Origin of the sequence: Pseudomonas sp. SCA2728.1_7 (genome assembly GCF_018138145.1) — a bacterium.
GTDB lineage: Bacteria > Pseudomonadota > Gammaproteobacteria > Pseudomonadales > Pseudomonadaceae > Aquipseudomonas > Aquipseudomonas koreensis_A.
In genome coordinates this window covers 4,824,329-4,850,681 of sequence record NZ_CP073104.1, presented here as the reverse complement: position 1 = coordinate 4,850,681, position 26,353 = coordinate 4,824,329, and the positions used below count along the sequence as shown (strand labels likewise).

Sequence of the window (26,353 nt, the reverse complement as noted above, 5' to 3'; positions counted from 1 at the left end):
AGGGGCTGAATCAGCCTTGTTTTTTGGTTACGGATTCGACGATGTGCGACGGAGCCGTATCGTATTTTTTGAATTCCATAGAGTAGCTTGCGCGACCCTGGGACATGGAACGAACGTCGGTCGCATAACCGAACATCTCACCCAGTGGAACCTCGGCACGGATAACCTTGCCGGACACTGTGTCTTCCATACCCTGGATCATGCCGCGACGACGGTTAAGGTCGCCCATCACATCACCCATATAGTCTTCAGGCGTAACAACCTCTACAGCCATGATCGGCTCAAGCAACTCACCACCGCCCTTCTGGGCCAGTTGCTTGGTCGCCATGGAGGCAGCCACTTTAAACGCCATCTCGTTGGAGTCGACGTCGTGGTAAGAACCATCGAACACGGTAGCCTTCAGGCCGATCAGCGGATAGCCGGCAACAACGCCGTTCTTCATCTGCTCTTCGATACCCTTCTGGATAGCCGGGATGTATTCCTTAGGAACCACACCACCTACAACTTCGTTCACGAATTGCAGACCTTCCTGACCTTCGTCAGCAGGAGCAAAACGGATCCAGCAGTGGCCGAACTGACCACGACCGCCGGACTGACGAACGAACTTGCCTTCGATTTCACAGTTCTTCGTGATGCGCTCACGATACGAAACCTGAGGCTTGCCGATGTTGGCTTCGACGTTGAACTCACGGCGCATCCGGTCAACCAGGATGTCCAGGTGCAGCTCGCCCATGCCGGAGATGATCGTTTGACCAGTCTCTTCATCAGTTTTAACGCGGAAAGACGGGTCTTCCTGAGCAAGTTTGCCCAGAGCGATGCCCATTTTTTCCTGGTCATCCTTGGTCTTAGGCTCTACGGCAACCGAAATAACCGGCTCCGGGAAGTCCATGCGAACCAGGATGATTGGCTTGTCAGCGTTGCAGAGGGTTTCACCAGTGGTGACGTCCTTCATGCCGATCAGGGCCGCGATGTCGCCAGCGCGTACTTCCTTGATCTCTTCACGGGCGTTTGCGTGCATTTGCACCATACGACCCACGCGCTCTTTCTTACCTTTAACCGAGTTGATCACGCCGTCGCCGGAGTTCAACACGCCCGAGTAAACACGGACGAAGGTCAAGGTACCCACGAATGGGTCGGTAGCGATCTTGAACGCCAGAGCCGAGAACGGCTCCGCATCGTCTGCATGACGCTCCAGCTCGATTTCCTCGTTATCAGGGTCAGTACCCTTGATCGCAGGAATGTCGGTCGGCGCAGGCAGGAAGTCGATAACGGCGTCGAGAACCAGGGGAACACCCTTGTTCTTGAACGAAGAACCGCAAACAGCCAGAACGATTTCGCCGGCGATAGTACGCTGACGCAAAGCAGCCTTGATCTCTTCGATCGACAGCTCTTCGCCTTCCAGGTACTTGTTCATCAGCTCTTCGTTGGCTTCAGCAGCAGCTTCAACCATGTTGTTGCGCCACTCTTCAGCCAGCTCTTGGAGCTCAGCAGGAATGTCCTTGCGAACAGGGACCATACCTTTGTCAGAGTCGTTCCAGTAGACAGCTTGCATGTTGATCAGATCGATCTGACCCTGGAAGTTGTCTTCGGAACCGATGGCCAACTGGATCGGCACCGGAGTGTGACCCAGACGCTGCTTGATCTGACCGATCACGCGCAGGAAGTTGGCACCAGCACGGTCCATCTTGTTTACGTAAACAAGACGTGGAACACCGTATTTGTTGGCTTGACGCCATACGGTTTCCGACTGAGGCTCAACACCCGAAGTACCGCAGAACACAACGACAGCGCCGTCGAGTACGCGCAGGGAACGCTCAACTTCAATAGTGAAGTCAACGTGGCCCGGGGTATCGATTACGTTGAAGCGGTGCTCGTCCTTGTACTGCTTCTCGGAACCTTTCCAGAAAGCGGTGATGGCAGCAGAAGTGATGGTAATACCACGCTCCTGCTCCTGCACCATCCAGTCTGTGGTCGCGGCGCCATCATGCACCTCGCCCATTTTGTGACTTTTGCCGGTGTAAAAAAGGACGCGCTCGGTGGTGGTGGTTTTACCAGCATCCACGTGAGCGACGATACCGATGTTACGGTAGCGGCTAATCGGAGTAGTACGAGCCATAAAGCCCTCGCAAAATTAGTGAAGCTAAAATTAGAAGCGGTAGTGCGAGAAAGCTTTGTTGGCTTCAGCCATACGGTGCACGTCTTCACGCTTCTTAACAGCAGCACCTTTACCTTCAGCAGCATCCAGCAGTTCGCCAGCCAAACGCAGAGCCATAGACTTCTCGCCACGCTTACGGGCGAAGTCTACCAACCAGCGCATTGCCAGAGCGTTACGACGGGAAGGACGAACCTCGACCGGAACCTGGTAAGTAGCACCACCAACGCGGCGCGACTTCACTTCGACCAGCGGAGCGATGGCGTCGAGTGCTTTTTCGAAGAGTTCCAGGGGATCGGTGCCAGCCTTACGGGTCGCAACGGTTTCCAGGGCACCATAAACGATACGTTCGGCAACGGCTTTCTTGCCGCTTTCCATAACGTGGTTCATGAATTTGGCGAGGATCTGGCTTCCGTATTTCGGATCGTCCAGAATCTCACGCTTTGCTGCTACGCGACGTCTTGGCATGATAAGCCCTCAAGCGGTCTTCAGGTTAGCTCGGGACAGATCCAATGGATGCGTGCCCGACCTTACTCTTATCGACTCAATAAAATGAAAATCTGCAAAACGGCCGATTACTTCGGACGCTTGGTACCGTACTTCGAACGACCCTGGTTACGGCCTTTAACGCCGGAAGTATCCAAGGAGCCGCGAACGGTGTGGTAACGAACACCTGGCAAGTCTTTTACACGACCGCCGCGGATCAGTACCACGCTGTGCTCTTGCAGGTTGTGACCTTCACCACCGATGTACGAGGAAACCTCGAAACCGTTGGTCAGGCGCACACGGCATACTTTACGCAGTGCCGAGTTAGGTTTTTTCGGCGTGGTGGTGTACACACGGGTGCACACGCCACGACGTTGCGGGCAGTTCTGCAGCGCAGGTACGTCGGATTTCTCGACGATACGCTTACGCGGCTGACGTACCAGCTGGTTGATAGTTGCCATCTACTAGCTCCACTGTTGTCTTGCGACGCTATTGTCTTGCAAGAAAAGCAAAATGGCAGGAACGAATTCCCGCCAAATTTAGGGGATCAAGAGTCTAAAGAGGATCTTGTCCCCAGTCAAGGCAAGGCCCCGACCTCCCCGCCCCTCGAACCTCGACAAAATGTCTCGATTCGATGAACGGAGCGATCAGGGCCTTACACTCATTTATCGCAGAACTCAGTTACCGCTCGAGTTCAGCGCTTCGGTCAGTGCAGCTTCCACTTCACTGGCGCTTACGCGCAACGGCTTGTCTGCTTCACGACGACGCTTGCGCTCGCTGTGATATGCCAGGCCGGTACCTGCCGGGATCAGACGACCCACGACCACGTTTTCTTTCAGGCCGCGCAGGTAATCGCGCTTGCCGGTGACTGCCGCTTCGGTCAGTACGCGGGTGGTTTCCTGGAAGGAAGCCGCCGAGATGAACGATTCGGTGGACAACGACGCCTTGGTGATACCCAGCAGAACGCGAGTGTACTTGGAGACGAACTTGTCTTCGCCGCCCAGACGCTCGTTTTCTACCAGTACGTGAGTCAGTTCCATCTGGTCGCCCTTGATGAAACTGGAATCGCCGGATTCAGCGATTTCAACTTTACGCAGCATCTGACGCAGGATGGTCTCGATGTGCTTGTCGTTGATCTTCACGCCTTGCAGACGGTAAACGTCCTGGATCTCGTTCACGATGTACTTGGCCAGCGCACTCACACCCAACAGACGCAGGATGTCGTGCGGATCGCTTGGACCGTCGGAGATAACTTCGCCGCGGTTTACCTGTTCGCCTTCGAACACGTTCAGGTGACGCCACTTCGGAATCAGCTCTTCGTACGGATCGCTACCGTCGTTCGGGGTAATAACCAGACGGCGCTTGCCTTTGGTCTCTTTACCGAACGCGATGGTGCCGCTGACTTCAGCCAGAATCGACGCTTCTTTCGGACGACGGGCTTCGAACAAGTCGGCAACACGCGGCAGACCACCGGTGATGTCACGGGTCTTCGAAGTTTCTTGCGGGATACGCGCGATAACATCACCGATCGCGATCTTCGCACCATCCGCTACACCGACCAGGGCGTTGGCTGGCAGGAAGTACTGAGCGATAACGTCAGTGCCTGGCAGCAACAGATCCTTGCCGTTGTCGTCGACCATCTTCACTGCTGGACGGATTTCTTTGCCCGCAGCTGGACGATCTTTCGCGTCGAGTACTTCAATGTTGGTCATACCGGTCAATTCGTCAGTCTGACGCTTGATCGTGATGCCTTCTTCCATGCCCACGTAGGTCACGGTACCTTTCATTTCGGTAACGATCGGGTGAGTGTGCGGATCCCACTTGGCCACGATTGCGCCAGCGTCGACCTTGTCACCTTCTTTAACCGAAATCACAGCACCGTACGGCAGCTTGTAACGCTCGCGCTCACGACCGAAGTCGTCAGCGATGGCCAGCTCACCGGAACGGGACACAGCAACCAGGTGACCATCCACTCGCTCAACGTGCTTCAGGTTGTGCAGACGGACGGTACCGCCATTCTTCACCTGAACGCTGTCGGCTGCGGAAGTACGGCTTGCCGCACCACCGATGTGGAACGTACGCATCGTCAGCTGGGTACCCGGCTCACCGATGGACTGGGCAGCGATAACGCCGACCGCTTCACCGATGTTCACCTGGTGACCACGAGCCAAGTCACGGCCGTAGCACTTGGCGCAAATGCCATAGCGGGTTTCGCAGCTGATCGGCGAACGCACGATCACTTCGTCGATGCTGTTCAGCTCGATGAATTCAACCCACTTCTCGTCTACCAGAGTACCGGCCGGAACGATAACGTCCTCGGTGCCTGGCTTGAATACGTCACGGGCAATAACACGACCCAATACGCGCTCACCCAACGGCTCTACAACGTCACCGCCTTCAATGTGCGGAGTCATCAGCAGACCGTGTTCGGTGCCGCAATCGATCTCGGTTACAACCAGATCCTGCGCCACGTCTACCAGACGACGAGTCAGGTAACCGGAGTTCGCAGTTTTCAACGCGGTATCCGCCAGACCTTTACGAGCACCGTGAGTCGAGATGAAGTACTGAAGTACGCTCAAACCTTCACGGAAGTTCGCAGTAATCGGCGTTTCGATGATGGAACCGTCCGGCTTGGCCATCAGACCACGCATACCGGCCAGCTGACGAATCTGTGCTGCGGAACCCCGCGCACCCGAGTCGGCCATCATGTACATCGAGTTGAAAGACTCTTGATCGACTTCAACGCCGTGACGGTCGATAACCTTCTCTTTCGAGAGGTTGGCCATCATTGCCTTGGAAACTTCGTCGTTCGCTTTCGACCAAAGGTCGATCACTTTGTTGTACTTCTCGCCCTGGGTTACCAGGCCGGAGGCGTACTGGCTCTCGATCTCTTTCACTTCGTCGGTGGCAGCACCGATGATGCGGGCTTTTTCATCCGGGATAACGAAGTCGTTAACACCGATGGAAACGCCGGAGATGGTCGAGTAAGCGAAACCGGTGTACATCAACTGGTCAGCGAAGATCACGGTCTCTTTCAAACCAACCACGCGGTAGCACTGGTTGATCAGCTTGGAGATCGCCTTTTTCTTCATAGGCAGGTTGACGACGTCGTACGACAGACCTTTTGGCACAACCTGGAACAGCAGCGCACGGCCGACAGTGGTGTCGACGATACGGGTACCGCTCACGCTGTTGCCGTCACGGTCGTTGACGGTTTCGTTGATACGAACCTTAACCTTGGCGTGCAGTGCGGCTTCGCCGGCACGGAACACACGGTCAACTTCCTGCAGATCCGCGAACACACGACCTTCGCCTTTGGCGTTGATCGCTTCACGAGTCATGTAGTACAGACCCAATACAACGTCCTGCGACGGAACGATGATTGGCTCACCGTTGGCTGGCGACAGAATGTTGTTGGTCGACATCATCAACGCACGCGCTTCCAACTGGGCTTCCAGTGTCAGCGGTACGTGCACGGCCATTTGGTCGCCGTCGAAGTCGGCGTTGTACGCGGCGCAGACCAGAGGGTGCAGCTGGATAGCCTTACCTTCGATCAGTACCGGTTCAAACGCCTGGATACCCAGACGGTGAAGGGTCGGTGCACGGTTGAGAAGAACCGGGTGTTCGCGAATCACTTCAGCGAGAACGTCCCAAACCTCTGGCAGTTCGCGCTCGACCATTTTCTTGGCCGCTTTGATGGTGGTCGCGAGACCACGCATTTCCAGCTTGCCGAAAATGAACGGTTTGAACAGCTCGAGAGCCATCTTCTTCGGCAGACCGCACTGATGCAGACGCAGAGTCGGGCCTACGGTAATTACCGAACGACCGGAGTAGTCAACACGCTTACCGAGCAAGTTCTGACGGAAACGACCTTGCTTACCCTTGATCATGTCAGCCAAGGATTTCAGAGGACGCTTGTTCGAACCTGTGATAGCGCGGCCACGACGACCGTTGTCGAGCAGAGCATCGACAGCTTCCTGCAACATACGCTTTTCGTTGCGCACGATGATGTCCGGAGCGGACAGATCCAGCAGGCGCTTCAAACGGTTGTTACGGTTGATCACTCGACGATACAGATCGTTGAGGTCGGAAGTCGCGAAACGACCGCCGTCCAGCGGGACCAATGGACGCAGATCTGGCGGCAGAACCGGCAGAACGGTCAGCACCATCCACTCTGGCAGGTTGCCGGAACCCTGGAAGGCTTCCATCAACTTCAGACGCTTGGACAGCTTCTTGATCTTGGTTTCCGAGTTGGTTTGCGGAATTTCTTCACGCAGACGGCCAATCTCGTGTTCCAGGTCGATAGCGTGCAGCAGTTCACGTACAGCTTCAGCACCCATACGGGCGTCGAAGTCGTCACCGAACTCTTCCAGCGCTTCGAAGTACTGCTCGTCGTTCAGCAGCTGACCTTTTTCAAGGGTGGTCATGCCTGGATCGATAACGACATAGCTCTCGAAGTAGAGAACGCGTTCGATATCACGCAGGGTCATGTCCATCAGCAAGCCGATACGGGACGGCAGCGATTTCAGGAACCAGATGTGAGCAACCGGCGAAGCCAGTTCGATGTGCGCCATGCGCTCACGACGAACCTTGGCCAGTGCAACTTCAACGCCGCACTTCTCGCAGATCACACCACGGTGCTTCAAGCGCTTGTACTTACCGCACAGGCACTCGTAATCCTTTACCGGGCCAAAGATCTTGGCGCAGAACAGGCCGTCACGCTCAGGTTTGAACGTACGGTAGTTGATGGTTTCCGGCTTTTTAACTTCACCGAACGACCATGAGCGGATCATCTCAGGCGAGGCCAATCCGATACGGATGGCGTCGAACTCTTCGACTTGACCCTGGTTTTTCAGCAAATTCAGTAGGTCTTTCAAGGCCTTTCCTCCTGGCGGAGCAGAGAGCGGGCAATCCTGCCCCGCTCTCGATTCGCGTCACGTGTTATTCGGTTTCCAGATCGATATCGATGCCGAGGGAACGAATTTCCTTGATCAACACGTTGAAGGACTCGGGCATGCCCGGCTCCATACGGTGATCGCCATCCACGATGTTTTTGTACATCTTGGTACGGCCGTTCACATCGTCCGACTTCACTGTGAGCATTTCTTGCAGAGTGTAAGCAGCACCGTATGCTTCCAGTGCCCAGACCTCCATCTCCCCGAAACGCTGACCACCGAACTGCGCCTTACCACCCAGCGGCTGCTGGGTAACCAGGCTGTACGAACCGGTAGAACGCGCGTGCATCTTGTCGTCTACCAAGTGGTTCAGCTTCAGCATGTACATGTAGCCAACGGTAACTGGACGCTCGAACTTGTTGCCGGTACGGCCGTCAGTCAGCTGCATCTGGCCGCTTTCCGGCAGGTCTGCCAGTTTCAGCATGGCCTTGATTTCGCTTTCCTTGGCGCCGTCGAACACTGGAGTGGCCATTGGAACGCCGCCACGCAGGTTCTTCGCCAGATCCAGGATTTCCTGATCGGAGAAGCTGTCCAGATCTTCGTTACGACCGCCGATCTGGTTGTAGATCTCGTCCAGGAAGGTACGCAGTTCAGCGACTTTACGCTGCTCTTCGACCATCCGGTTGATCTTCTCGCCCAGACCTTTGGCCGCGAGGCCCAGGTGGGTTTCAAGGATCTGACCAACGTTCATACGCGAAGGTACGCCCAGTGGGTTGAGGACGACGTCGACCGGGGTGCCATTGGCATCGTGCGGCATGTCTTCAACCGGCATGATCACGGAGACCACACCTTTGTTACCGTGACGACCGGCCATCTTGTCGCCCGGCTGGATGCGACGACGGATTGCCAGGTAAACCTTGACGATTTTCAGCACGCCTGGAGCCAGGTCATCGCCCTGCTGCAGTTTGCGCTTCTTGTCTTCGAACTTGTCGTCCAGCAGACGGCGACGATCAACGATGTAGGCCTGAGCCTTCTCGAGCTGCTCGTTCAGAGCATCTTCAGCCATGCGCAGTTTGAACCACTGACCATGCTCAAGACCGTCGAGGACCTCGTCGGTGATGTCCTGACCTTTCTTCAGACCTGCGCCGCCTTCAGCCTTGTGGCCTACCAGAGCGGAACGCAGACGTTCGAAAGTCGCGCCTTCAACGATACGGAACTCTTCGTTCAGATCCTTGCGGATCTCGTCGAGCTGAGTCTTCTCGATCGACAGTGCACGAGCATCACGCTCAACGCCGTCGCGGGTGAAGACCTGTACGTCGATGACAGTACCTTTGGTACCGGTAGGTACACGCAGGGAGGTGTCTTTAACGTCGCTGGCTTTTTCACCGAAGATTGCACGCAGCAGTTTTTCTTCCGGAGTCAGTTGGGTCTCACCTTTCGGAGTGACCTTACCTACCAGAATGTCGCCTGCGCCAACTTCAGCACCTACGTAAACGATACCGGCTTCGTCCAGCTTGTTCAGTGCAGCTTCACCCACGTTAGGGATGTCCGCAGTGATTTCCTCAGGCCCAAGCTTGGTATCACGAGCCACACAGGTCAGTTCCTGAATGTGGATCGTGGTGAAACGGTCTTCCTGAACCACACGCTCGGACAGGCAGATGGAGTCTTCGAAGTTGAAGCCGTTCCATGCCATGAACGCGATGCGCATGTTCTGACCCAGTGCCAGTTCACCCATGTCGGTGGACGGACCGTCGGCCATGATGTCGCTACGCTGAACGCGATCACCCTTGCTCACCAGCGGACGCTGGTTGATGCAGGTGTTCTGGTTCGAGCGGGTGTATTTGGTCAGGTTGTAGATGTCGACACCAGCTTCGCCGGTTTCAACTTCGTCATCTGCAACACGAACCACGATACGGCTGGCGTCGACGGAATCGATCACGCCGCCACGACGAGCCACGACGCAAACGCCGGAGTCACGGGCTACGTTACGCTCCATGCCGGTACCTACCAGCGGCTTGTCAGCACGCAGGGTTGGTACAGCTTGACGCTGCATGTTCGAACCCATCAACGCACGGTTGGCGTCGTCGTGCTCGAGGAACGGAATCAACGACGCTGCAACCGAAACTACCTGCTTCGGCGAAACGTCCATCAAGGTGACTTCTTCAGGCGCCTTGACGGTGAATTCGTTCAGGTGACGTACGGCTACCAGTTCGTCGATCAGGACTTTCTGGTCGTTCATGGTCGCCGAAGCCTGCGCGATCACGTGATCGGCTTCTTCAATAGCTGACAGGAACACGATCTCGTCGGTAACCACACCCTCTTTCACCACACGGTACGGGCTTTCCAGGAAGCCGTACTGGTTGGTTCGAGCGTAAGCAGCCAGGGAGTTGATCAGACCGATGTTCGGACCTTCCGGCGTTTCAATCGGGCATACACGACCGTAGTGAGTCGGGTGTACGTCACGGACTTCAAAGCCTGCACGCTCACGAGTCAGACCGCCAGGGCCGAGTGCAGAGACACGACGCTTGTGGGTGATCTCGGACAGCGGGTTGTTCTGGTCCATGAACTGCGAGAGCTGGCTGGAACCGAAGAACTCTTTCACCGCCGCAGCCACTGGCTTGGCGTTGATCAGGTCTTGCGGCATCAGGCCTTCGCTTTCAGCCATCGACAGACGCTCTTTGACCGCACGCTCAACACGTACCAGGCCAACGCGGAACTGGTTCTCGGCCATTTCGCCTACGCAGCGAACACGACGGTTACCCAGGTGGTCGATGTCATCGACGATGCCTTTACCGTTACGGATGTCGACCAGAGTCTTCAATACCGCGACGATGTCTTCCTTGCACAGCACGCCCGAACCTTCGATCTCGGTACGACCGATACGACGGTTGAACTTCATCCGGCCGACCGCAGACAGGTCATAGCGCTCAGGGCTGAAGAACAGGTTGTTGAACAGGGTTTCGGCAGCGTCTTTGGTTGGCGGCTCGCCTGGACGCATCATGCGATAGATCTCGACCAGCGCTTCCAATTGGTTGCTGGTGGAGTCGATCTTCAGCGTGTCGGAGACGAACGGACCGCAGTCGATATCGTTGGTGTACAGAGTTTCGATGCGAACAACGCCGGACTTGGCAATTTTTGCCAGGACTTCGGTGTTCAGCTCGGTGTTGCACTCTGCCAGGATTTCGCCGGTAGCCGGGTGCACGATGACCTTGGCGGTAGTACGGCCCAGGACGTAGTCCAGAGGTACTTCCAGAGTCTTGATACCGGCTTTTTCGATCTGGTTGATGTGGCGCGCGGTAATACGGCGGCCCGCTTCAACAATGACCTTGCCTTTCTCGTCCTGAATGTCCAGAACCGCAATTTCACCACGCAGACGCGAAGCAATCAGTTCCAGGCTGAGGGTTTCGCCGCTCAGGTGGAAAACGTTGGTGGTGTAGAAAGCGTCCAGCACTTCTTCAGTGGTATAGCCGAGCGCGCGCAGCAGTACCGATGCCGGCAGCTTGCGACGACGGTCGATACGCACGAACACGCAGTCTTTCGGGTCGAACTCGAAGTCCAGCCACGAACCGCGGTAAGGAATGATGCGCGCGGAGTACAGCAGTTTGCCGGAGCTATGCGTCTTGCCGCGGTCGTGATCGAAGAACACGCCCGGGGAACGGTGCAGCTGGGAAACGATTACACGCTCGGTACCGTTGATTACGAAGGTACCGTTCTCAGTCATCAGGGGGATTTCACCCATGTAGACTTCTTGCTCTTTGATGTCCTTGATCGCTTTGTTCGACGATTCTTTGTCGAAAATGATCAGGCGCACTTTTACCCGCAAAGGTACGGCGAAAGTTACACCGCGCAATACGCATTCTTTGACATCAAATGCCGGTTCGCCCAGGCGATAACCGACGTACTCCAGCGCAGCATTGCCGGAGTAGCTGATGATCGGGAAAACGGATTTGAAGGCCGCATGCAGGCCCACGTCGCGGAACTGATCTTTAGTCGCTCCCGCTTGCAAGAATTCACGATACGAATCCAGCTGGATGGCCAGGAGGTAAGGCACATCCATGACGTCCGGCAACTTGCTAAAGTCCTTGCGGATACGTTTTTTCTCAGTATATGAGTAAGCCATCAGCGTTCCCCAGCTTGGTCACCTGCTTGTTTGGCCCCTCCCGACGGGAGCAGCCAGAAAATCGTGCAAACCCCATGGTTTGCTCCACCGCATCGGGTGGTTACAGCGCCTTTATCAGCACCGACCCAGTCGGCTGCCAATAACGGAAAAAGGCCGGTGGCAAGAGCCACCAGCCATCAGCCTGTCGCTTGACGCTCGGGCTGGAGGAGCAAAGTCGATACTTATTTCAGTTCGACTTTAGCGCCTGCTTCTTCCAGCTTCTTCTTGGCGTCTTCAGCCGCTTCTTTCGAAACGCCTTCAGCTACAACCTGAGGAGCGCCGTCTACTTTCTCTTTGGCTTCTTTCAGGCCCAGACCGGTCAGTTCACGAACTGCCTTGATCACGTTAACCTTCTTCTCGCCAGCTTCCAGCAGAACAACGTTGAACTCGGTTTGCTCTTCAACAACAGCGGCAGCAGCAGCTGGACCAGCCGAAGCAGCAGCAGCGGTAACACCGAAGGTTTCTTCCATCGCTTTGATCAGCTCAACGATTTCCACTACGGATTTCTGGCCGATTGCTTCGATGATTTGTTCGTTAGTCAGAGACATGACTCAATTCCTGAATTGGGGGACGGCCTACGCGACCATCGAAATAAACAAAAAACGCGAGAAGTTGACGAGCCTTAGGCTGCAGCAGCTTCTTTCTGGTCGCGAATTGCCGCCAGAGTACGAGCCAATTTGCTGGTAGCGCCTTGAATCACGCTCATCAGCTGAGAAATTGCTTCGTCACGGGTCGGCAGAGTTGCCAGTACGTCGATCTGATTAGCTGCGAGGAACTTGCCCTCGAACGCAGCTGCCTTGATCTCGAACTTGTCCTGACCCTTGGCAAACTCTTTGAAGATACGAGCAGCAGCGCCCGGATGTTCGTTCGAGAATGCAATCAGGGTCGGGCCGGTGAACACGTCGTTGAGGACACTGTATTGAGTGTCAGCAACAGCGCGCTTGAGCAGGGTATTACGTACAACGCGTACGTAAACGCCAGCTTCACGAGCCTCTTTACGGAGTCCGGTCATTGCGCCTACTGTTACGCCACGTGCATCAACCACGACAGCGGACAGAGCGACTTTGGCAGCCTCGTTGACTTCAGCGACGATGGCCTTCTTGTCTTCGAGATTAATTGCCACGGGTTTAACTCCTGCTTGTTACCGTTTCATTCGATCGGAACCGAATGTCGTTTTGGTGTCTGATTCGGTAAGGAACCGGGAGCACCATCTGCGTAGGCTGGTGGTTTAAGACTTGCGTCGCCTACGGTCTTGGATAGCCCCCGCCAGGCAGGGACCCCAATCTTTCAACTGGCGCGAATACTCGCGCCAATTTTTGTCTTACGCGTCCAGCGAGCTCTGGTCGATGACCAGACCTGGGCCCATAGTGGTGCTCAGGGTAACGCGCTTGACGTAGATACCTTTCGAAGAAGCTGGCTTGATACGCTTCAGATCAGCGATCAGGGCTTCAACGTTTTCCTTCAGCTTGACGGCGTCGAAGCCCATCTTGCCAACGGAGGTGTGAATGATGCCGTTTTTGTCGGTGCGATAACGAACCTGACCAGCTTTAGCGTTCTTGACCGCGGTAGCTACGTCTGGAGTTACGGTACCAACCTTAGGGTTAGGCATCAGACCACGTGGACCGAGGATCTGACCCAACTGACCTACAACGCGCATGGCATCCGGGGATGCGATCACTACGTCATAGTTCAGGTCGCCGCCTTTCATTTCGGCAGCCAGGTCGTCCATACCTACACGGTCAGCGCCGGCAGCCAGAGCGGCCTCAGCAGCTGGACCTTGGGTGAACACAGCAACGCGAACAGTCTTGCCAGTGCCGTGCGGCAGCACAGTAGCGCTACGAACAACCTGGTCAGATTTACGCGGGTCTACACCCAGGTTTACAGCAACGTCGAACGACTCGCTGAACTTGACAGTCGACAGCTCAGCCAGCAGTGCAGCGGCGTCTACAATATTGTAGGCCTTGCCTGCTTCGATTTTGCCGGCGATAGCCTTTTGACGCTTGGTCAGCTTAGCCATTACACACCCTCCACGTTAAGGCCCATGCTACGAGCAGAACCGGCGATAGTACGCACGGCTGCATCCATATCAGCTGCAGTCAGATCCGCGTTTTTGGTTTTCGCGATTTCTTCCAGCTGAGCACGGGTAACGGTGCCAACCTTAACGGTGTTCGGACGAGCGGAACCGCTGGTCAGACCGGCCGCTTTCTTCAGCAAAACCGAAGCAGGGGTGGATTTTGTTTCGAAAGTGAAGCTACGGTCGCTGTAGACAGTGATGATCACTGGAGTCGGCAGACCTGCTTCAAGACCCTGAGTACGGGCGTTGAAGGCCTTGCAGAATTCCATGATGTTCACGCCGTGCTGACCCAAAGCAGGACCAACAGGTGGGCTTGGGTTAGCCTGAGCGGCCTTCACTTGCAGCTTGATGTAAGCGGTAATTTTCTTGGCCATGAGGCACTCCAATTACGGGTTCGAACGCCTCGAAAGGCTCCCCGGTTACTTGCGCGTTTATCCCAGTGACGACAAAACCCCACAGCCTAGGGCTGCGGGGTTGGGATGCTTGCCCAGCTAGACCTTTTCGACCTGACTGAACTCCAACTCTACCGGAGTAGAGCGACCGAAAATGAGCACTGCCACTTGGATCCGGCTCTTTTCGTAGTTAACTTCTTCAACAACGCCATTGAAATCAGCGAATGGACCGTCATTGACTCGCACCGTTTCACCTGGCTCGAAGAGAGTCTTCGGCTTCGGCTTGTCGCTACCATCAGCAACACGACGCAGAATTGCTTCTGCCTCTTTATCGGTGATTGGCGCAGGCTTATCGGCAGTACCGCCAATGAAACCCATCACCCGAGGAGTATCCTTGACCAAGTGCCAAGTACCCTCGTTCATATCCATCTGAACCAGCACATAGCCTGGAAAGAACTTGCGCTCGCTTTTGCGTTTCTGGCCATTACGCATTTCAACCACTTCTTCAGTGGGAACCAGAATCTCGCCGAAGCCATCTTCCATGCCAGCCAGCTTTACGCGCTCGACCAGCGAGCGCATCACATGCTTCTCGTAACCCGAGTAAGCATGCACAACATACCAACGCTTAGCCACGGGACACCCTTAGCCGACAATCAAGGAAACAAGCCAACCGAGCAGGGAATCAAGACCCCACAACAGCAACGCCATAACCAGAACAACAGCCACCACAATCAGGGTGGTCTGCGTGGTTTCTTGGCGAGTTGGCCACACGACTTTACGAATCTCGGTGCGAGCTTCCTTAACCAGTACAAAGAAAGACTTGCCCTTGGCTGTCTGCAGGCCTACAAAGGCAGCTACAGCAGCAATAACAAGCAAAGCGAGTACACGGTACAGGATCGGCGAAGCAGAGTAATACTGATTGCCAACAACGCCAACAACCACCAAAGCGACAACTACAAGCCACTTGAGCAGATCGAAGCGAGAGCCTTGAGCTTCAGCTTTAGGAGTCATCTATGAAGATCCTGTGAAAAGAAAGCCAGACACACTGAGTGAATCTGGCAGGTCAGGAGGGAATCGAACCCCCAACCTACGGTTTTGGAGACCGTCGCTCTGCCAATTGAGCTACTGACCTAAAACAAAATCAGGCCGACCATTATGCCGGCCCGAAAAATACATTACAACCACTTACTCGATGATTTTGGCTACGACGCCAGCGCCGACGGTACGACCGCCTTCACGGATAGCGAAACGCAGACCGTCTTCCATCGCGATGGTTTTGATCAGGGTAACAGTCATCTGAATGTTGTCACCTGGCATTACCATTTCAACGCCTTCTGGCAGCTCGCAGTTACCAGTCACGTCAGTAGTACGGAAGTAGAACTGTGGACGGTAGCCTTTGAAGAACGGAGTGTGACGGCCGCCTTCTTCCTTGCTCAGAACGTAAACTTCTGCAGTGAACTTGGTGTGCGGCTTAACCGAACCCGGCTTAACCAGAACCTGACCACGCTCAACATCGTCACGCTTGGTACCACGCAACAGAACACCGCAGTTCTCGCCAGCACGACCTTCGTCGAGCAGTTTGCGGAACATTTCCACACCGGTGCAGGTGGAAACGGTAGTGTCACGCAGACCAACGATTTCCAGCGGATCCTGAACGCGAACGATACCGCGCTCGATACGACCAGTCACAACAGTACCGCGACCCGAGATCGAGAACACGTCTTCGATTGGCATCAGGAACGGCTTGTCGATCATACGAACTGGCTCTGGGATGTAGCTATCCAGAGTTTCAACCAGTTTCTTGACGGCAGTGGTGCCCATCTCGTTGTCGTCTTTGCCTTCCAGCGCCATACGAGCCGAACCGATGATGATTGGAGTGTCATCGCCCGGGAAGTCGTAGGTGGACAGCAGGTCGCGAACTTCCATCTCAACCAGTTCCAGCAGCTCAGCGTCGTCTACCAGGTCAGCCTTGTTCAGGAAAACCACGATATACGGAACGCCCACCTGACGGGACAGCAGGATGTGCTCACGGGTTTGCGGCATCGGACCATCGGCGGCCGAGCAAACCAGGATAGCGCCGTCCATTTGAGCAGCACCGGTGATCATGTTCTTCACATAGTCAGCGTGACCTGGGCAGTCGACGTGAGCGTAGTGACGGATCAGCGAGTTGTACTCAACATGCGCGGTGTTGATGGTGATACCGCGAGCTTTTTCTTCTGGAGCGCTGTCGATCTTGTCGAATTCAACTACGGCCGAACCGAAAACTTCGGAGCAGACGCGAGTCAGAGCAGCGGTCAGAGTGGTTTTACCGTGGTCAACGTGACCAATGGTCCCAACGTTGACGTGGGGCAGGGAACGATCAAATTTTTCCTTAGCCATCGATATCACCCTCAACAGAAGAAATTAGACAAACAATATCAACCATTAAAACAAAGGCAGATATTTTCATATCTGCCTTGTTATATGGAGCTCTTGAGCGGATTTGAACCGCTGACCTCACCCTTACCAAGGGTGTGCTCTACCAACTGAGCTACAAGAGCGAAACGCGTTGCACAACCTGCAAACTTGGAGCGGGTAGCGGGAATCGAACCCGCATCATCAGCTTGGAAGGCTGAGGTTCTACCACTAAACTATACCCGCGGAGCCTGCAGCTCACGCTTAAATCTGGTGGAGGGAGAAGGATTCGAACCTTCGAAGTCGTAGACGTCAGATTTACAGTCTGATCCCTTTGGCCGCTCGGGAACCCCTCCTAATCAGGCCGGCATTCTATACTATGCCAAACCTCTGTCAAGCATTTTCTCATTTAAAAACCTGAGGTTAGCTGCGTTGACATCACTTCACTTTGAATACCCGTTTAGGTCTTCGCTGTGGAGCGGGCGCCATTCTATGCAAACTATTCAGCAGGTGCAACCCCCTCACACAGCATTATTTTATGTTTTAACTCATTGAATTCGTTGGAAAGGTTTTGTAGCTGAGCATCACCCAACAAACGCTGGCTCTGAGGCGCGACAGACAACCAATAACCAGCCCCAAAAGCATCCCTCGAAGAAGATTGCACACTGACCCCCATTTCGACCAAGCGCTGCTGAAGGGCTGAAAGCGACTCCTGACTGGAAAAGCCACCGAGAAACAGACACTCCTGCCGTCGCCGCTCTCGCCCCTCCCGAACATCACCCGTCGTTTCGCTGAGCAAGCGTATGTCTTGCTGGGAACCCCGATACAAACTGAGGGGCGTTACATCTTTCGCCCGCAAGGGTGCCTCTTGCTGATGCCAGACATAATAGAAAACGTTGAGAACAAGAAGCAGGAGGAACAACCAACGCATACAAACCTCAGGAAAAAGGACACGCCATGGCCAACCCTACAAATACCAGGTCGGGAACGACTCGGGCCTCAGGCGCGACATCCGCGACCAATTCAGCATCACCGCCAGTTATAAAGACTGTGAAGCCTTCCCCCCAGTAAGAGCGCGCCAGCTCCAACTGCGTCAAGACGAAACCTCGCAGCATCAATGCACACCCGCGCTCCACCGCCTCAACGGTGGTGCGCCCAGGCGCAATACTGGACAGTGCACGCTCAGCCGCCTGATCCCCATAGCGAATCTTGCGGGTATGAGTACGCAGCTGATCTCGCATCAATGGAATTCCAGGGCAAATAAAGCCGCCAAGATGGTCACCATCAGAAGCAATAAAATCAGCAGTTACCGCCGTACCGAAATCGAGTACAAGGCAAGCGCCGCCCGATGCCAGATGAAACCCGCCAAGCATGGCCAACCATCGATCAAGCCCTAGACGCTCGTAGTCTTCATAACCATTTTTGACACCAGACATTTCACGAGCAGACTTCGCACACACCGCAGAAACACCGAACTCCCGCTCGAGAGCATCGATCAATACATCCGTCTCTTCCGCAGTCCTGACGCTGACCAGGCGACACTTGCGCAGTACAAGCCCTTCAAGGGACCTTAAACTGTCAAGCAACGCGATATCAGAGCCGACAACTCCTTCAGAAAAAATAGCGACGGGCGCAGCCTTCAGCACACGCCACTTAATAAAGCTGTTTCCACAGTCGAGCTCAAGAATCATCACGCAACCTCAGGCTGAGCTCACCACCACTAAAGACTTTTTCCACACCACTCACCTTCAGACGCAGCGCACCCTGACTATCTATTCCGAGCACCACACCATCTACATGGTTGGAACCGGCGATCAATGACACCGAGCGATCTTGCCATAGATGGTTAGCCTCCCATTCCGACTGAAGAGCCGAAAAACCATCGACTTGATGGCGCTGAATGTAAGCACTTAATTGCTTACTCAACTCAACCACCAAGGCGTTGCGATCACTGCTTCTGCCTGACTCAAGCCGAATTGAAGTCCATTGCTGATCCACCTCATCAGCCACCTGCATATTCACGTTGACGCCAATACCCAGGACCACGTGGCAAACGTCTGCCGGATCGCCGACGAGCTCAAGAAGAATGCCCGCTATTTTCTTGTTACCCACCAAGACATCGTTAGGCCACTTCAATCCCGCACCTGGCACCCCAAAGTTTCTCAGAGCCTGCAAGACAGCCAATCCCACAACAAGACTCAAGCCCTCAAGCTGGCGCATTCCGCCATCGATGCGCAGGACAAGACTGTAATAGAGATTTTCAGCAAACGGGCTCACCCACTTGCGACCTCTTCTTCCGCGCCCAGAGACTTGTCGCTCCGCGAGCACCAAAAAGGGCGCCTGCCCCCCTTGGCCGATTGCACGCAAAGCCTCAGCGTTTGTCGAGTCGACCGAATCCAGGACGGTCACCGGCCAAGATGGCGCAATTGCGGATATCGTCAGAGCGTCGAGAAGCATCAATGGCGAAGCCAATTGATAGCCCCGCCCCCGCACTTTATGGATAGACAGACCAAGCTCAGCTTCAAGATGCTGAAGTTGCTTCCATACCGCACTTCGACTTATCCCCAGGGCGGCCCCCAGATCCTGACCAGAATGGAATCGACCATCTTTCAGAAGGTTCAACAACGTCAACATGCAGGTCTCGCCTCACAATGAGGCCCGAATAATAGCCATGCACCGGGCCGTTGCATAGAAATCAAGCAGATGCTTTTCTTGCGGGCAAAACAAAACCCCAACTGCTTTCGCAATTGGGGTTTCGGAATTTAATCTTGACGATGACCTACTCTCACATGGGGAAACCCCACACTACCATCGGCGATGCATCGTTTCACTGCTGAGTTCGGGATGGGATCAGGTGGTTCCAACGCTCTATGGTCGTCAAGAAATTCGGGTACTGAGTCGTGGCCAGATGGCCTCGCTTCAGCAAATTGGGTATGTGACAGCTTTCGGTGTTTGTGAACATCGAACTTTCGGTTCGTTTCGTCTTCACACACCGCAACTTGGCCTTTCGACGCAAATTGCTTGGGTGTTATATGGTCAAGCCTCACGGGCAATTAGTATTGGTTAGCTCAACGCCTCACAGCGCTTACACACCCAACCTATCAACGTCGTAGTCTTCGACGGCCCTTCAGGGAACTCAAGGTTCCAGTGAGATCTCATCTTGAGGCAAGTTTCCCGCTTAGATGCTTTCAGCGGTTATCTTTCCCGAACATAGCTACCCGGCAATGCCACTGGCGTGACAACCGGAACACCAGAGGTTCGTCCACTCCGGTCCTCTCGTACTAGGAGCAGCCCCTCTCAAATCTCAAACGTCCACGGCAGATAGGGACCGAACTGTCTCACGACGTTCTAAACCCAGCTCGCGTACCACTTTAAATGGCGAACAGCCATACCCTTGGGACCGGCTTCAGCCCCAGGATGTGATGAGCCGACATCGAGGTGCCAAACACCGCCGTCGATATGAACTCTTGGGCGGTATCAGCCTGTTATCCCCGGAGTACCTTTTATCCGTTGAGCGATGGCCCTTCCATACAGAACCACCGGATCACTAAGACCTACTTTCGTACCTGCTCGACGTGTCTGTCTCGCAGTCAAGCGCGCTTTTGCCTTTATACTCTACGACCGATTTCCGACCGGTCTGAGCGCACCTTCGTACTCCTCCGTTACTCTTTAGGAGGAGACCGCCCCAGTCAAACTACCCACCATACACTGTCCTCGATCCGGATAACGGACCTGAGTTAGAACCTCAAAGTTGCCAGGGTGGTATTTCAAGGATGGCTCCACGCGAACTGGCGTCCACGCTTCAAAGCCTCCCACCTATCCTACACAAGCAAATTCAAAGTCCAGTGCAAAGCTATAGTAAAGGTTCACGGGGTCTTTCCGTCTAGCCGCGGATACACTGCATCTTCACAGCGATTTCAATTTCACTGAGTCTCGGGTGGAGACAGCGCCGCCATCGTTACGCCATTCGTGCAGGTCGGAACTTACCCGACAAGGAATTTCGCTACCTTAGGACCGTTATAGTTACGGCCGCCGTTTACCGGGGCTTCGATCAAGAGCTTCGCGTTAGCTAACCCCATCAATTAACCTTCCGGCACCGGGCAGGCGTCACACCCTATACGTCCACTTTCGTGTTTGCAGAGTGCTGTGTTTTTAATAAACAGTCGCAGCGGCCTGGTATCTTCGACCGGCATGAGCTTACGGAGCAAGTCCTTCACCCTCACCGGCGCACCTTCTCCCGAAGTTACGGTGCCATTTTGCCTAGTTCCTTCACCCGAGTTCTCTCAAGCGCCTTGGTATTCTCTACCCAACCACCTGTGTCGGTTTGGGGTACGGTTCCTGGTTACCTGAAGCTTAGAAGCTTTTCTTGGAAGCATGGCATCAACCACTTCGTGTTCTAAAAGAACACTCGTCATCAGCTCTCGGCCTTAAGATCCCGGATTTACCTAAGATCTCAGCCTACCACCTTAAACTTGGACAACCAACGCCAAGCTGGCCTAGCCTTCTCCGTCCCTCCATCGCAATAACCAGAAGTACAGGAATATTAACCTGTTTTCCATCGACTACGCTTTTCAGCCTCGCCTTAGGGACCGACTAACCCTGCGTCGATTAACGTTGCGCAGGAAACCTTGGTCTTTCGGCGTGGGTGTTTTTCACACCCATTGTCGTTACTCATGTCAGCATTCGCACTTCTGATACCTCCAGCAAGCTTCTCAACTCACCTTCACAGGCTTACAGAACGCTCCTCTACCGCATCATCCGAAGATGATACCCGTAGCTTCGGTGTATGGTTTGAGCCCCGTTACATCTTCCGCGCAGGCCGACTCGACTAGTGAGCTATTACGCTTTCTTTAAAGGGTGGCTGCTTCTAAGCCAACCTCCTAGCTGTCTAAGCCTTCCCACATCGTTTCCCACTTAACCATAACTTTGGGACCTTAGCTGACGGTCTGGGTTGTTTCCCTTTTCACGACGGACGTTAGCACCCGCCGTGTGTCTCCCATGCTCGGCACTTGTAGGTATTCGGAGTTTGCATCGGTTTGGTAAGTCGGGATGACCCCCTAGCCGAAACAGTGCTCTACCCCCTACAGTGATACATGAGGCGCTACCTAAATAGCTTTCGAGGAGAACCAGCTATCTCCGAGCTTGATTAGCCTTTCACTCCGATCCACAGGTCATCCGCTAACTTTTCAACGGTAGTCGGTTCGGTCCTCCAGTTAGTGTTACCCAACCTTCAACCTGCCCATGGATAGATCGCCCGGTTTCGGGTCTATTCCCAGCGACTAGACGCCCTATTAAGACTCGCTTTCGCTACGCCTCCCCTATTCGGTTAAGCTCGCCACTGAAAATAAGTCGCTGACCCATTATACAAAAGGTACGCAGTCACAGAACAAAGTCTGCTCCCACTGCTTGTACGCATACGGTTTCAGGATCTATTTCACTCCCCTCTCCGGGGTTCTTTTCGCCTTTCCCTCACGGTACTAGTTCACTATCGGTCAGTCAGTAGTATTTAGCCTTGGAGGATGGTCCCCCCATATTCAGACAAAGTTTCTCGTGCTCCGTCCTACTCGATTTCATGACTAAGAGATTTTCGCGTACAGGGCTATCACCCACTATGGCCGCACTTTCCAGAGCGTTCCGCTAATCTCAAAGCCACTTAAGGGCTAGTCCCCGTTCGCTCGCCACTACTAAGGGAATCTCGGTTGATTTCTTTTCCTCAGGGTACTTAGATGTTTCAGTTCCCCTGGTTCGCCTCTTGCACCTATGTATTCAGTACAAGATAACCATCTTATGATGGCTGGGTTCCCCCATTCAGACATCTCCGGATCAAAGTCTGTTTGCCGACTCCCCGAAGCTTTTCGCAGGCTACCACGTCTTTCATCGCCTCTGACTGCCAAGGCATCCACCGTATGCGCTTCTTCACTTGACCATATAACCCCAAGCAATCTGGTTATACTGTGAAGACGACATTCGCCGAAAATTCGAATTTCTCAACTAAGAGAACTCACAAATTTTACCTTAGCCTGATCCGTTACCAGTGAAAGTAACGTTCAGTCTATCTTTCTATCACATACCCAAATTTTTAAAGAACGAACTAGTCAAAGACTAGAAATCAACATTCATCATCACAACGATGGAATGCTCATTTCTAAGCTTTCAAACTTCAGAAGCAGTAGTGGTGGAGCCAAGCGGGATCGAACCGCTGACCTCCTGCGTGCAAGGCAGGCGCTCTCCCAGCTGAGCTATGGCCCCGTATTTCTACAGGCGTTTCCCACACAAAATTGGTGGGTCTGGGCAGATTCGAACTGCCGACCTCACCCTTATCAGGGGTGCGCTCTAACCAACTGAGCTACAGACCCAATTTCGAGCTACTAAGGCCGACCTCACCCTGCTCTTAACCACAAAGCATGGGGTACGCTCTAACCAACTCAGCTACAAACCGATACAGGCTGCTTCTTTCGTCTTCTTCAATGAATCAAGCAATTCGTGTGGGAACTTATGGAGCAGCTGATGTCGTCGATTAAGGAGGTGATCCAGCCGCAGGTTCCCCTACGGCTACCTTGTTACGACTTCACCCCAGTCATGAATCACACCGTGGTAACCGTCCTCCCGAAGGTTAGACTAGCTACTTCTGGTGCAACCCACTCCCATGGTGTGACGGGCGGTGTGTACAAGGCCCGGGAACGTATTCACCGTGACATTCTGATTCACGATTACTAGCGATTCCGACTTCACGCAGTCGAGTTGCAGACTGCGATCCGGACTACGATCGGTTTTATGGGATTAGCTCCACCTCGCGGCTTGGCAACCCTTTGTACCGACCATTGTAGCACGTGTGTAGCCCAGGCCGTAAGGGCCATGATGACTTGACGTCATCCCCACCTTCCTCCGGTTTGTCACCGGCAGTCTCCTTAGAGTGCCCACCATAACGTGCTGGTAACTAAGGACAAGGGTTGCGCTCGTTACGGGACTTAACCCAACATCTCACGACACGAGCTGACGACAGCCATGCAGCACCTGTCTCAATGTTCCCGAAGGCACCAATCCATCTCTGGAAAGTTCATTGGATGTCAAGGCCTGGTAAGGTTCTTCGCGTTGCTTCGAATTAAACCACATGCTCCACCGCTTGTGCGGGCCCCCGTCAATTCATTTGAGTTTTAACCTTGCGGCCGTACTCCCCAGGCGGTCAACTTAATGCGTTAGCTGCGCCACTAAGAGCTCAAGGCTCCCAACGGCTAGTTGACATCGTTTACGGCGTGGACTACCAGGGTATCTAATCCTGTTTGCTCCCCACGCTTTCGCACCTCAGTGTCAGTATCAGTCCAGGTGGTCGCCTTCGCCACTGGTGTTCCTTCCTATATCTACGCATTTCACCGCTACACAGGAAATTCCACCACCCTCTACCATACTCTAGCTCGACAGTTTTGAATGCAGTTCCCAGGTTGAGCCCGGGGATTTCACATCCAACTTAACGAACCACCTACGCGCGCTTTACGCCCAGTAATTCCGATTAACGCTTGCACCCTCTGTATTACCGCGGCTGCTGGCACAGAGTTAGCCGGTGCTTATTCTGTCGGTAACGTCAAAATTGCAGAGTATTAATCTACAACCCTTCCTCCCAACTTAAAGTGCTTTACAATCCGAAGACCTTCTTCACACACGCGGCATGGCTGGATCAGGCTTTCGCCCATTGTCCAATATTCCCCACTGCTGCCTCCCGTAGGAGTCTGGACCGTGTCTCAGTTCCAGTGTGACTGATCATCCTCTCAGACCAGTTACGGATCGTCGCCTTGGTGAGCCATTACCTCACCAACTAGCTAATCCGACCTAGGCTCATCTGATAGCGCAAGGCCCGAAGGTCCCCTGCTTTCTCCCGTAGGACGTATGCGGTATTAGCGTTCCTTTCGAAACGTTGTCCCCCACTACCAGGCAGATTCCTAGGCATTACTCACCCGTCCGCCGCTGAATTCAGGAGCAAGCTCCTGTCATCCGCTCGACTTGCATGTGTTAGGCCTGCCGCCAGCGTTCAATCTGAGCCATGATCAAACTCTTCAGTTCAAACATCTTTGGGTTTTTAAGAAACCCTAAACTTGGCTCAGCAATCGTTGGTTACATCTTTGATTTCTCGCGGAGTAACTTGTGATGCTGATAATCTTGTTGACTATCAGTCTGACTCCACAAGCACCCACACGAATTGCTTGATTCAGTTGTTAAAGAGCGGTTGGTTAAGATCTTTCGTCTCAACCGAGGCGCGCATTCTACAGCAGCCTCATTTGCTGTCAAGTGATTATTTTCAGAAGTTTTCGAAGAATTCTTCAACAACTTCAACCACTTGCGCTTCCGATCTCTCGTCAGCGGGAGGCGAATTCTACAGCGTTACACGCTGCTGTCAACACCTCTTTTTCAACTTCCTTTCGGCTTCGATGAACTGAAGCAACCCACTACCGAAACCTACATAACTCATTGAATCTCAAGGAGTTTTCCGTTTCGACTGCGCCGGAAGTGGGGCGAATTATAGACATCTGAAATTCGCCGTCAACACTTATTTTCAGTATCACTCAGATTTGAGAGTGATACGTGCAAATGCCTTCTTGCCTGCCTGGCAAACGTGGGTGGCGCCCAGTACATATATAAAGGAGCGATCAACCACTTCACCATCAATGCGCACGCCACCGGACGCCAACAGGTCGCGCGCCGCTGCCGAGTTCTTCACCAGGCCTGCTTTATTAAGGACTGCCGCGATCGGCATGTCTTCAGCGGAAGCCAGCTCAATCTCCGGCAGATCATCCGGCAGCTCACCATCCTTCATACGGTTACCCGCTGCACGATGAGCATTGGCCGCAGCCTCGTCACCATGAAAGCGAGCAACGATTTCTTCTGCCAGCTTGATTTTGACATCGCGCGGATTGGCGCCTGCCTCAACATCAGCACGCAACGCATCGATCTCATCCATCGAACGGAAGCTGAGCAGCTCGAAGTAACGCCACATCAACGCATCCGGAATCGAAACCAGCTTGCTGTACATGACGCCCGGCGCTTCCTGAATACCGACGTAGTTGCCCAACGACTTGGACATCTTCTTCACACCATCCAGACCTTCGAGCAGCGGCATGGTCAGAATGCATTGAGCCTCTTGACCATAACCACGCTGCAACTCACGCCCCATCAGCAAGTTGAACTTCTGATCGGTGCCACCCAGCTCAACGTCCGCGCGCAGAGCAACCGAGTCATAACCCTGCACCAGCGGATAGAGGAACTCGTGAATCGCGATTGGCTGATTGGTGGTGTAACGCTTGTCAAAGTCATCACGCTCGAGCATGCGCGCGACGGTGTACTGCGAAGTCAGGCGAATGAAGTCCGCCGGCCCCATCTGATCCATCCAGGTGGAGTTGAATGCAACTTCGGTTTTCGCCGGATCAAGAATCTTGAACACCTGAGTCTTGTAGGTCTCGGCGTTTTCCAGAACCTGCTCGCGAGTCAGCGGAGGACGAGTGGCGCTCTTGCCGCTCGGATCACCGATCATCCCGGTGAAGTCACCTATAAGGAAGATCACCTGATGCCCCAGCTCCTGGAACTGACGCAGCTTATTAATAAGCACGGTATGACCCAAGTGCAGATCCGGAGCGGTTGGATCAAAACCAGCCTTGATACGCAGCGGCTGGCCGCGCTTGAGCTTCTCGATCAGCTCGGACTCGACCAATAGTTCTTCCGCACCACGTTTAATCAGCGCTAGCTGCTCTTCAACCGACTTCATAACAGACCCGCAAGGCTCAGATTCAAAGGGAACCAACCATACAAGATCGC

At 54.1% G+C, this 26,353-nt stretch carries 16 protein-coding genes, 6 tRNA genes and 3 rRNA genes; all 25 read right to left on the bottom strand.

What is annotated here, in order from left to right; all coding sequences use genetic code 11:
• Nucleotides 1-10 precede the first annotated feature (10 nt).
• The 25 genes from fusA to tyrS all read right to left on the bottom strand — a co-directional run bounded on the left by fusA (nt 11) and on the right by tyrS (nt 26,303).
• Nucleotides 11-2,116 carry an elongation factor G gene (fusA, locus tag KBP52_RS21630; RefSeq protein WP_016984188.1) on the bottom strand — a complete coding sequence of 702 codons (2,106 nt, stop codon included), beginning with the start codon at nt 2,114-2,116 and terminating at the stop codon, nt 11-13.
• A 30-nt stretch (nt 2,117-2,146) separates the two neighbouring features.
• A complete protein-coding gene (gene rpsG, locus KBP52_RS21625; RefSeq protein WP_007916467.1) occupies nt 2,147-2,620 on the bottom strand; it encodes a 30S ribosomal protein S7 in 474 nt (157 codons plus the stop codon).
• Nucleotides 2,621-2,727: 107 nt separating this feature from the next.
• A complete protein-coding gene (gene rpsL / locus KBP52_RS21620) occupies nt 2,728-3,099 on the bottom strand; it encodes a 30S ribosomal protein S12 (RefSeq protein ID WP_003186084.1) in 372 nt (123 codons plus the stop codon).
• Nucleotides 3,100-3,315: 216 nt separating this feature from the next.
• Nucleotides 3,316-7,515 (bottom strand): DNA-directed RNA polymerase subunit beta', encoded by a 4,200-nt coding sequence (gene rpoC / locus KBP52_RS21615; RefSeq protein WP_016984189.1) that lies wholly within the window; start codon nt 7,513-7,515, stop codon nt 3,316-3,318.
• Between the two features lie 64 nt (nt 7,516-7,579).
• Nucleotides 7,580-11,653, bottom strand: a complete 4,074-nt coding sequence (rpoB, locus tag KBP52_RS21610; protein WP_077574738.1) for a DNA-directed RNA polymerase subunit beta — start codon at nt 11,651-11,653, stop codon at nt 7,580-7,582.
• 221 nt (nt 11,654-11,874) lie between these two features.
• On the bottom strand, nt 11,875-12,240 hold the full coding sequence (gene rplL, locus KBP52_RS21605; protein ID WP_003228750.1) for a 50S ribosomal protein L7/L12: 366 nt from the start codon (nt 12,238-12,240) through the stop codon (nt 11,875-11,877).
• 74 nt (nt 12,241-12,314) lie between these two features.
• Entirely contained in the window at nt 12,315-12,815 is a 501-nt protein-coding gene (gene rplJ / locus KBP52_RS21600; RefSeq protein ID WP_008081912.1) for a 50S ribosomal protein L10, read from the bottom strand.
• Between the two features lie 198 nt (nt 12,816-13,013).
• Nucleotides 13,014-13,709 (bottom strand): 50S ribosomal protein L1, encoded by a 696-nt coding sequence (gene rplA / locus KBP52_RS21595; protein WP_007916481.1) that lies wholly within the window; start codon nt 13,707-13,709, stop codon nt 13,014-13,016.
• Nucleotides 13,709-14,140 (bottom strand): 50S ribosomal protein L11, encoded by a 432-nt coding sequence (gene rplK / locus KBP52_RS21590; RefSeq protein ID WP_003228756.1) that lies wholly within the window; start codon nt 14,138-14,140, stop codon nt 13,709-13,711. The genes rplA and rplK overlap by 1 nt, the downstream gene beginning before the upstream one ends.
• 117 nt (nt 14,141-14,257) lie before the next feature.
• A complete protein-coding gene (gene nusG, locus KBP52_RS21585; protein ID WP_007916492.1) occupies nt 14,258-14,791 on the bottom strand; it encodes a transcription termination/antitermination protein NusG in 534 nt (177 codons plus the stop codon).
• 9 nt (nt 14,792-14,800) lie between these two features.
• A complete protein-coding gene (gene secE, locus KBP52_RS21580; RefSeq protein ID WP_007916493.1) occupies nt 14,801-15,169 on the bottom strand; it encodes a preprotein translocase subunit SecE in 369 nt (122 codons plus the stop codon).
• Nucleotides 15,170-15,214: 45 nt separating this feature from the next.
• Nucleotides 15,215-15,290: transfer RNA gene (locus KBP52_RS21575), tRNA-Trp, on the bottom strand.
• Nucleotides 15,291-15,343: 53 nt separating this feature from the next.
• A complete protein-coding gene (gene tuf, locus KBP52_RS21570) occupies nt 15,344-16,537 on the bottom strand; it encodes an elongation factor Tu (protein ID WP_038362141.1) in 1,194 nt (397 codons plus the stop codon).
• An 85-nt stretch (nt 16,538-16,622) separates the two neighbouring features.
• A tRNA-Thr gene (locus KBP52_RS21565) sits at nt 16,623-16,698 on the bottom strand.
• 26 nt (nt 16,699-16,724) lie between these two features.
• A tRNA-Gly gene (locus KBP52_RS21560) sits at nt 16,725-16,798 on the bottom strand.
• 25 nt (nt 16,799-16,823) lie between these two features.
• A tRNA-Tyr gene (locus KBP52_RS21555) sits at nt 16,824-16,908 on the bottom strand.
• Between the two features lie 143 nt (nt 16,909-17,051).
• Nucleotides 17,052-17,483, bottom strand: a complete 432-nt coding sequence (locus KBP52_RS21550; RefSeq protein WP_116029910.1) for a hypothetical protein — start codon at nt 17,481-17,483, stop codon at nt 17,052-17,054.
• Between the two features lie 7 nt (nt 17,484-17,490).
• Entirely contained in the window at nt 17,491-18,243 is a 753-nt protein-coding gene (locus KBP52_RS21545) for a pantothenate kinase (RefSeq protein ID WP_077574740.1), read from the bottom strand.
• Nucleotides 18,233-19,186, bottom strand: a complete 954-nt coding sequence (gene birA, locus KBP52_RS21540) for a bifunctional biotin--[acetyl-CoA-carboxylase] ligase/biotin operon repressor BirA (RefSeq protein WP_212620934.1) — start codon at nt 19,184-19,186, stop codon at nt 18,233-18,235. Before birA ends, KBP52_RS21545 begins: the two co-directional genes overlap by 11 nt.
• 132 nt (nt 19,187-19,318) lie before the next feature.
• Nucleotides 19,319-19,434, bottom strand: a 5S ribosomal RNA gene (rrf, locus tag KBP52_RS21535).
• 150 nt (nt 19,435-19,584) lie between these two features.
• Nucleotides 19,585-22,478: ribosomal RNA gene (locus KBP52_RS21530) — 23S ribosomal RNA — on the bottom strand.
• Between the two features lie 247 nt (nt 22,479-22,725).
• Nucleotides 22,726-22,801 (bottom strand) — tRNA-Ala (locus KBP52_RS21525).
• A 30-nt stretch (nt 22,802-22,831) separates the two neighbouring features.
• A tRNA-Ile gene (locus KBP52_RS21520) sits at nt 22,832-22,908 on the bottom strand.
• Nucleotides 22,909-23,070: 162 nt separating this feature from the next.
• Nucleotides 23,071-24,607 (bottom strand): 16S ribosomal RNA (locus KBP52_RS21515).
• The 16S, 23S and 5S rRNA genes sit together here with 2 tRNA genes alongside, the layout of an rRNA operon.
• A 496-nt stretch (nt 24,608-25,103) precedes the next feature.
• The gene (gene tyrS, locus KBP52_RS21510) at nt 25,104-26,303 is read right to left on the bottom strand and encodes a tyrosine--tRNA ligase (protein ID WP_212620933.1); all 1,200 of its coding nucleotides are present in this window, start codon (nt 26,301-26,303) and stop codon (nt 25,104-25,106) included.
• Nucleotides 26,304-26,353 lie beyond the last annotated feature (50 nt).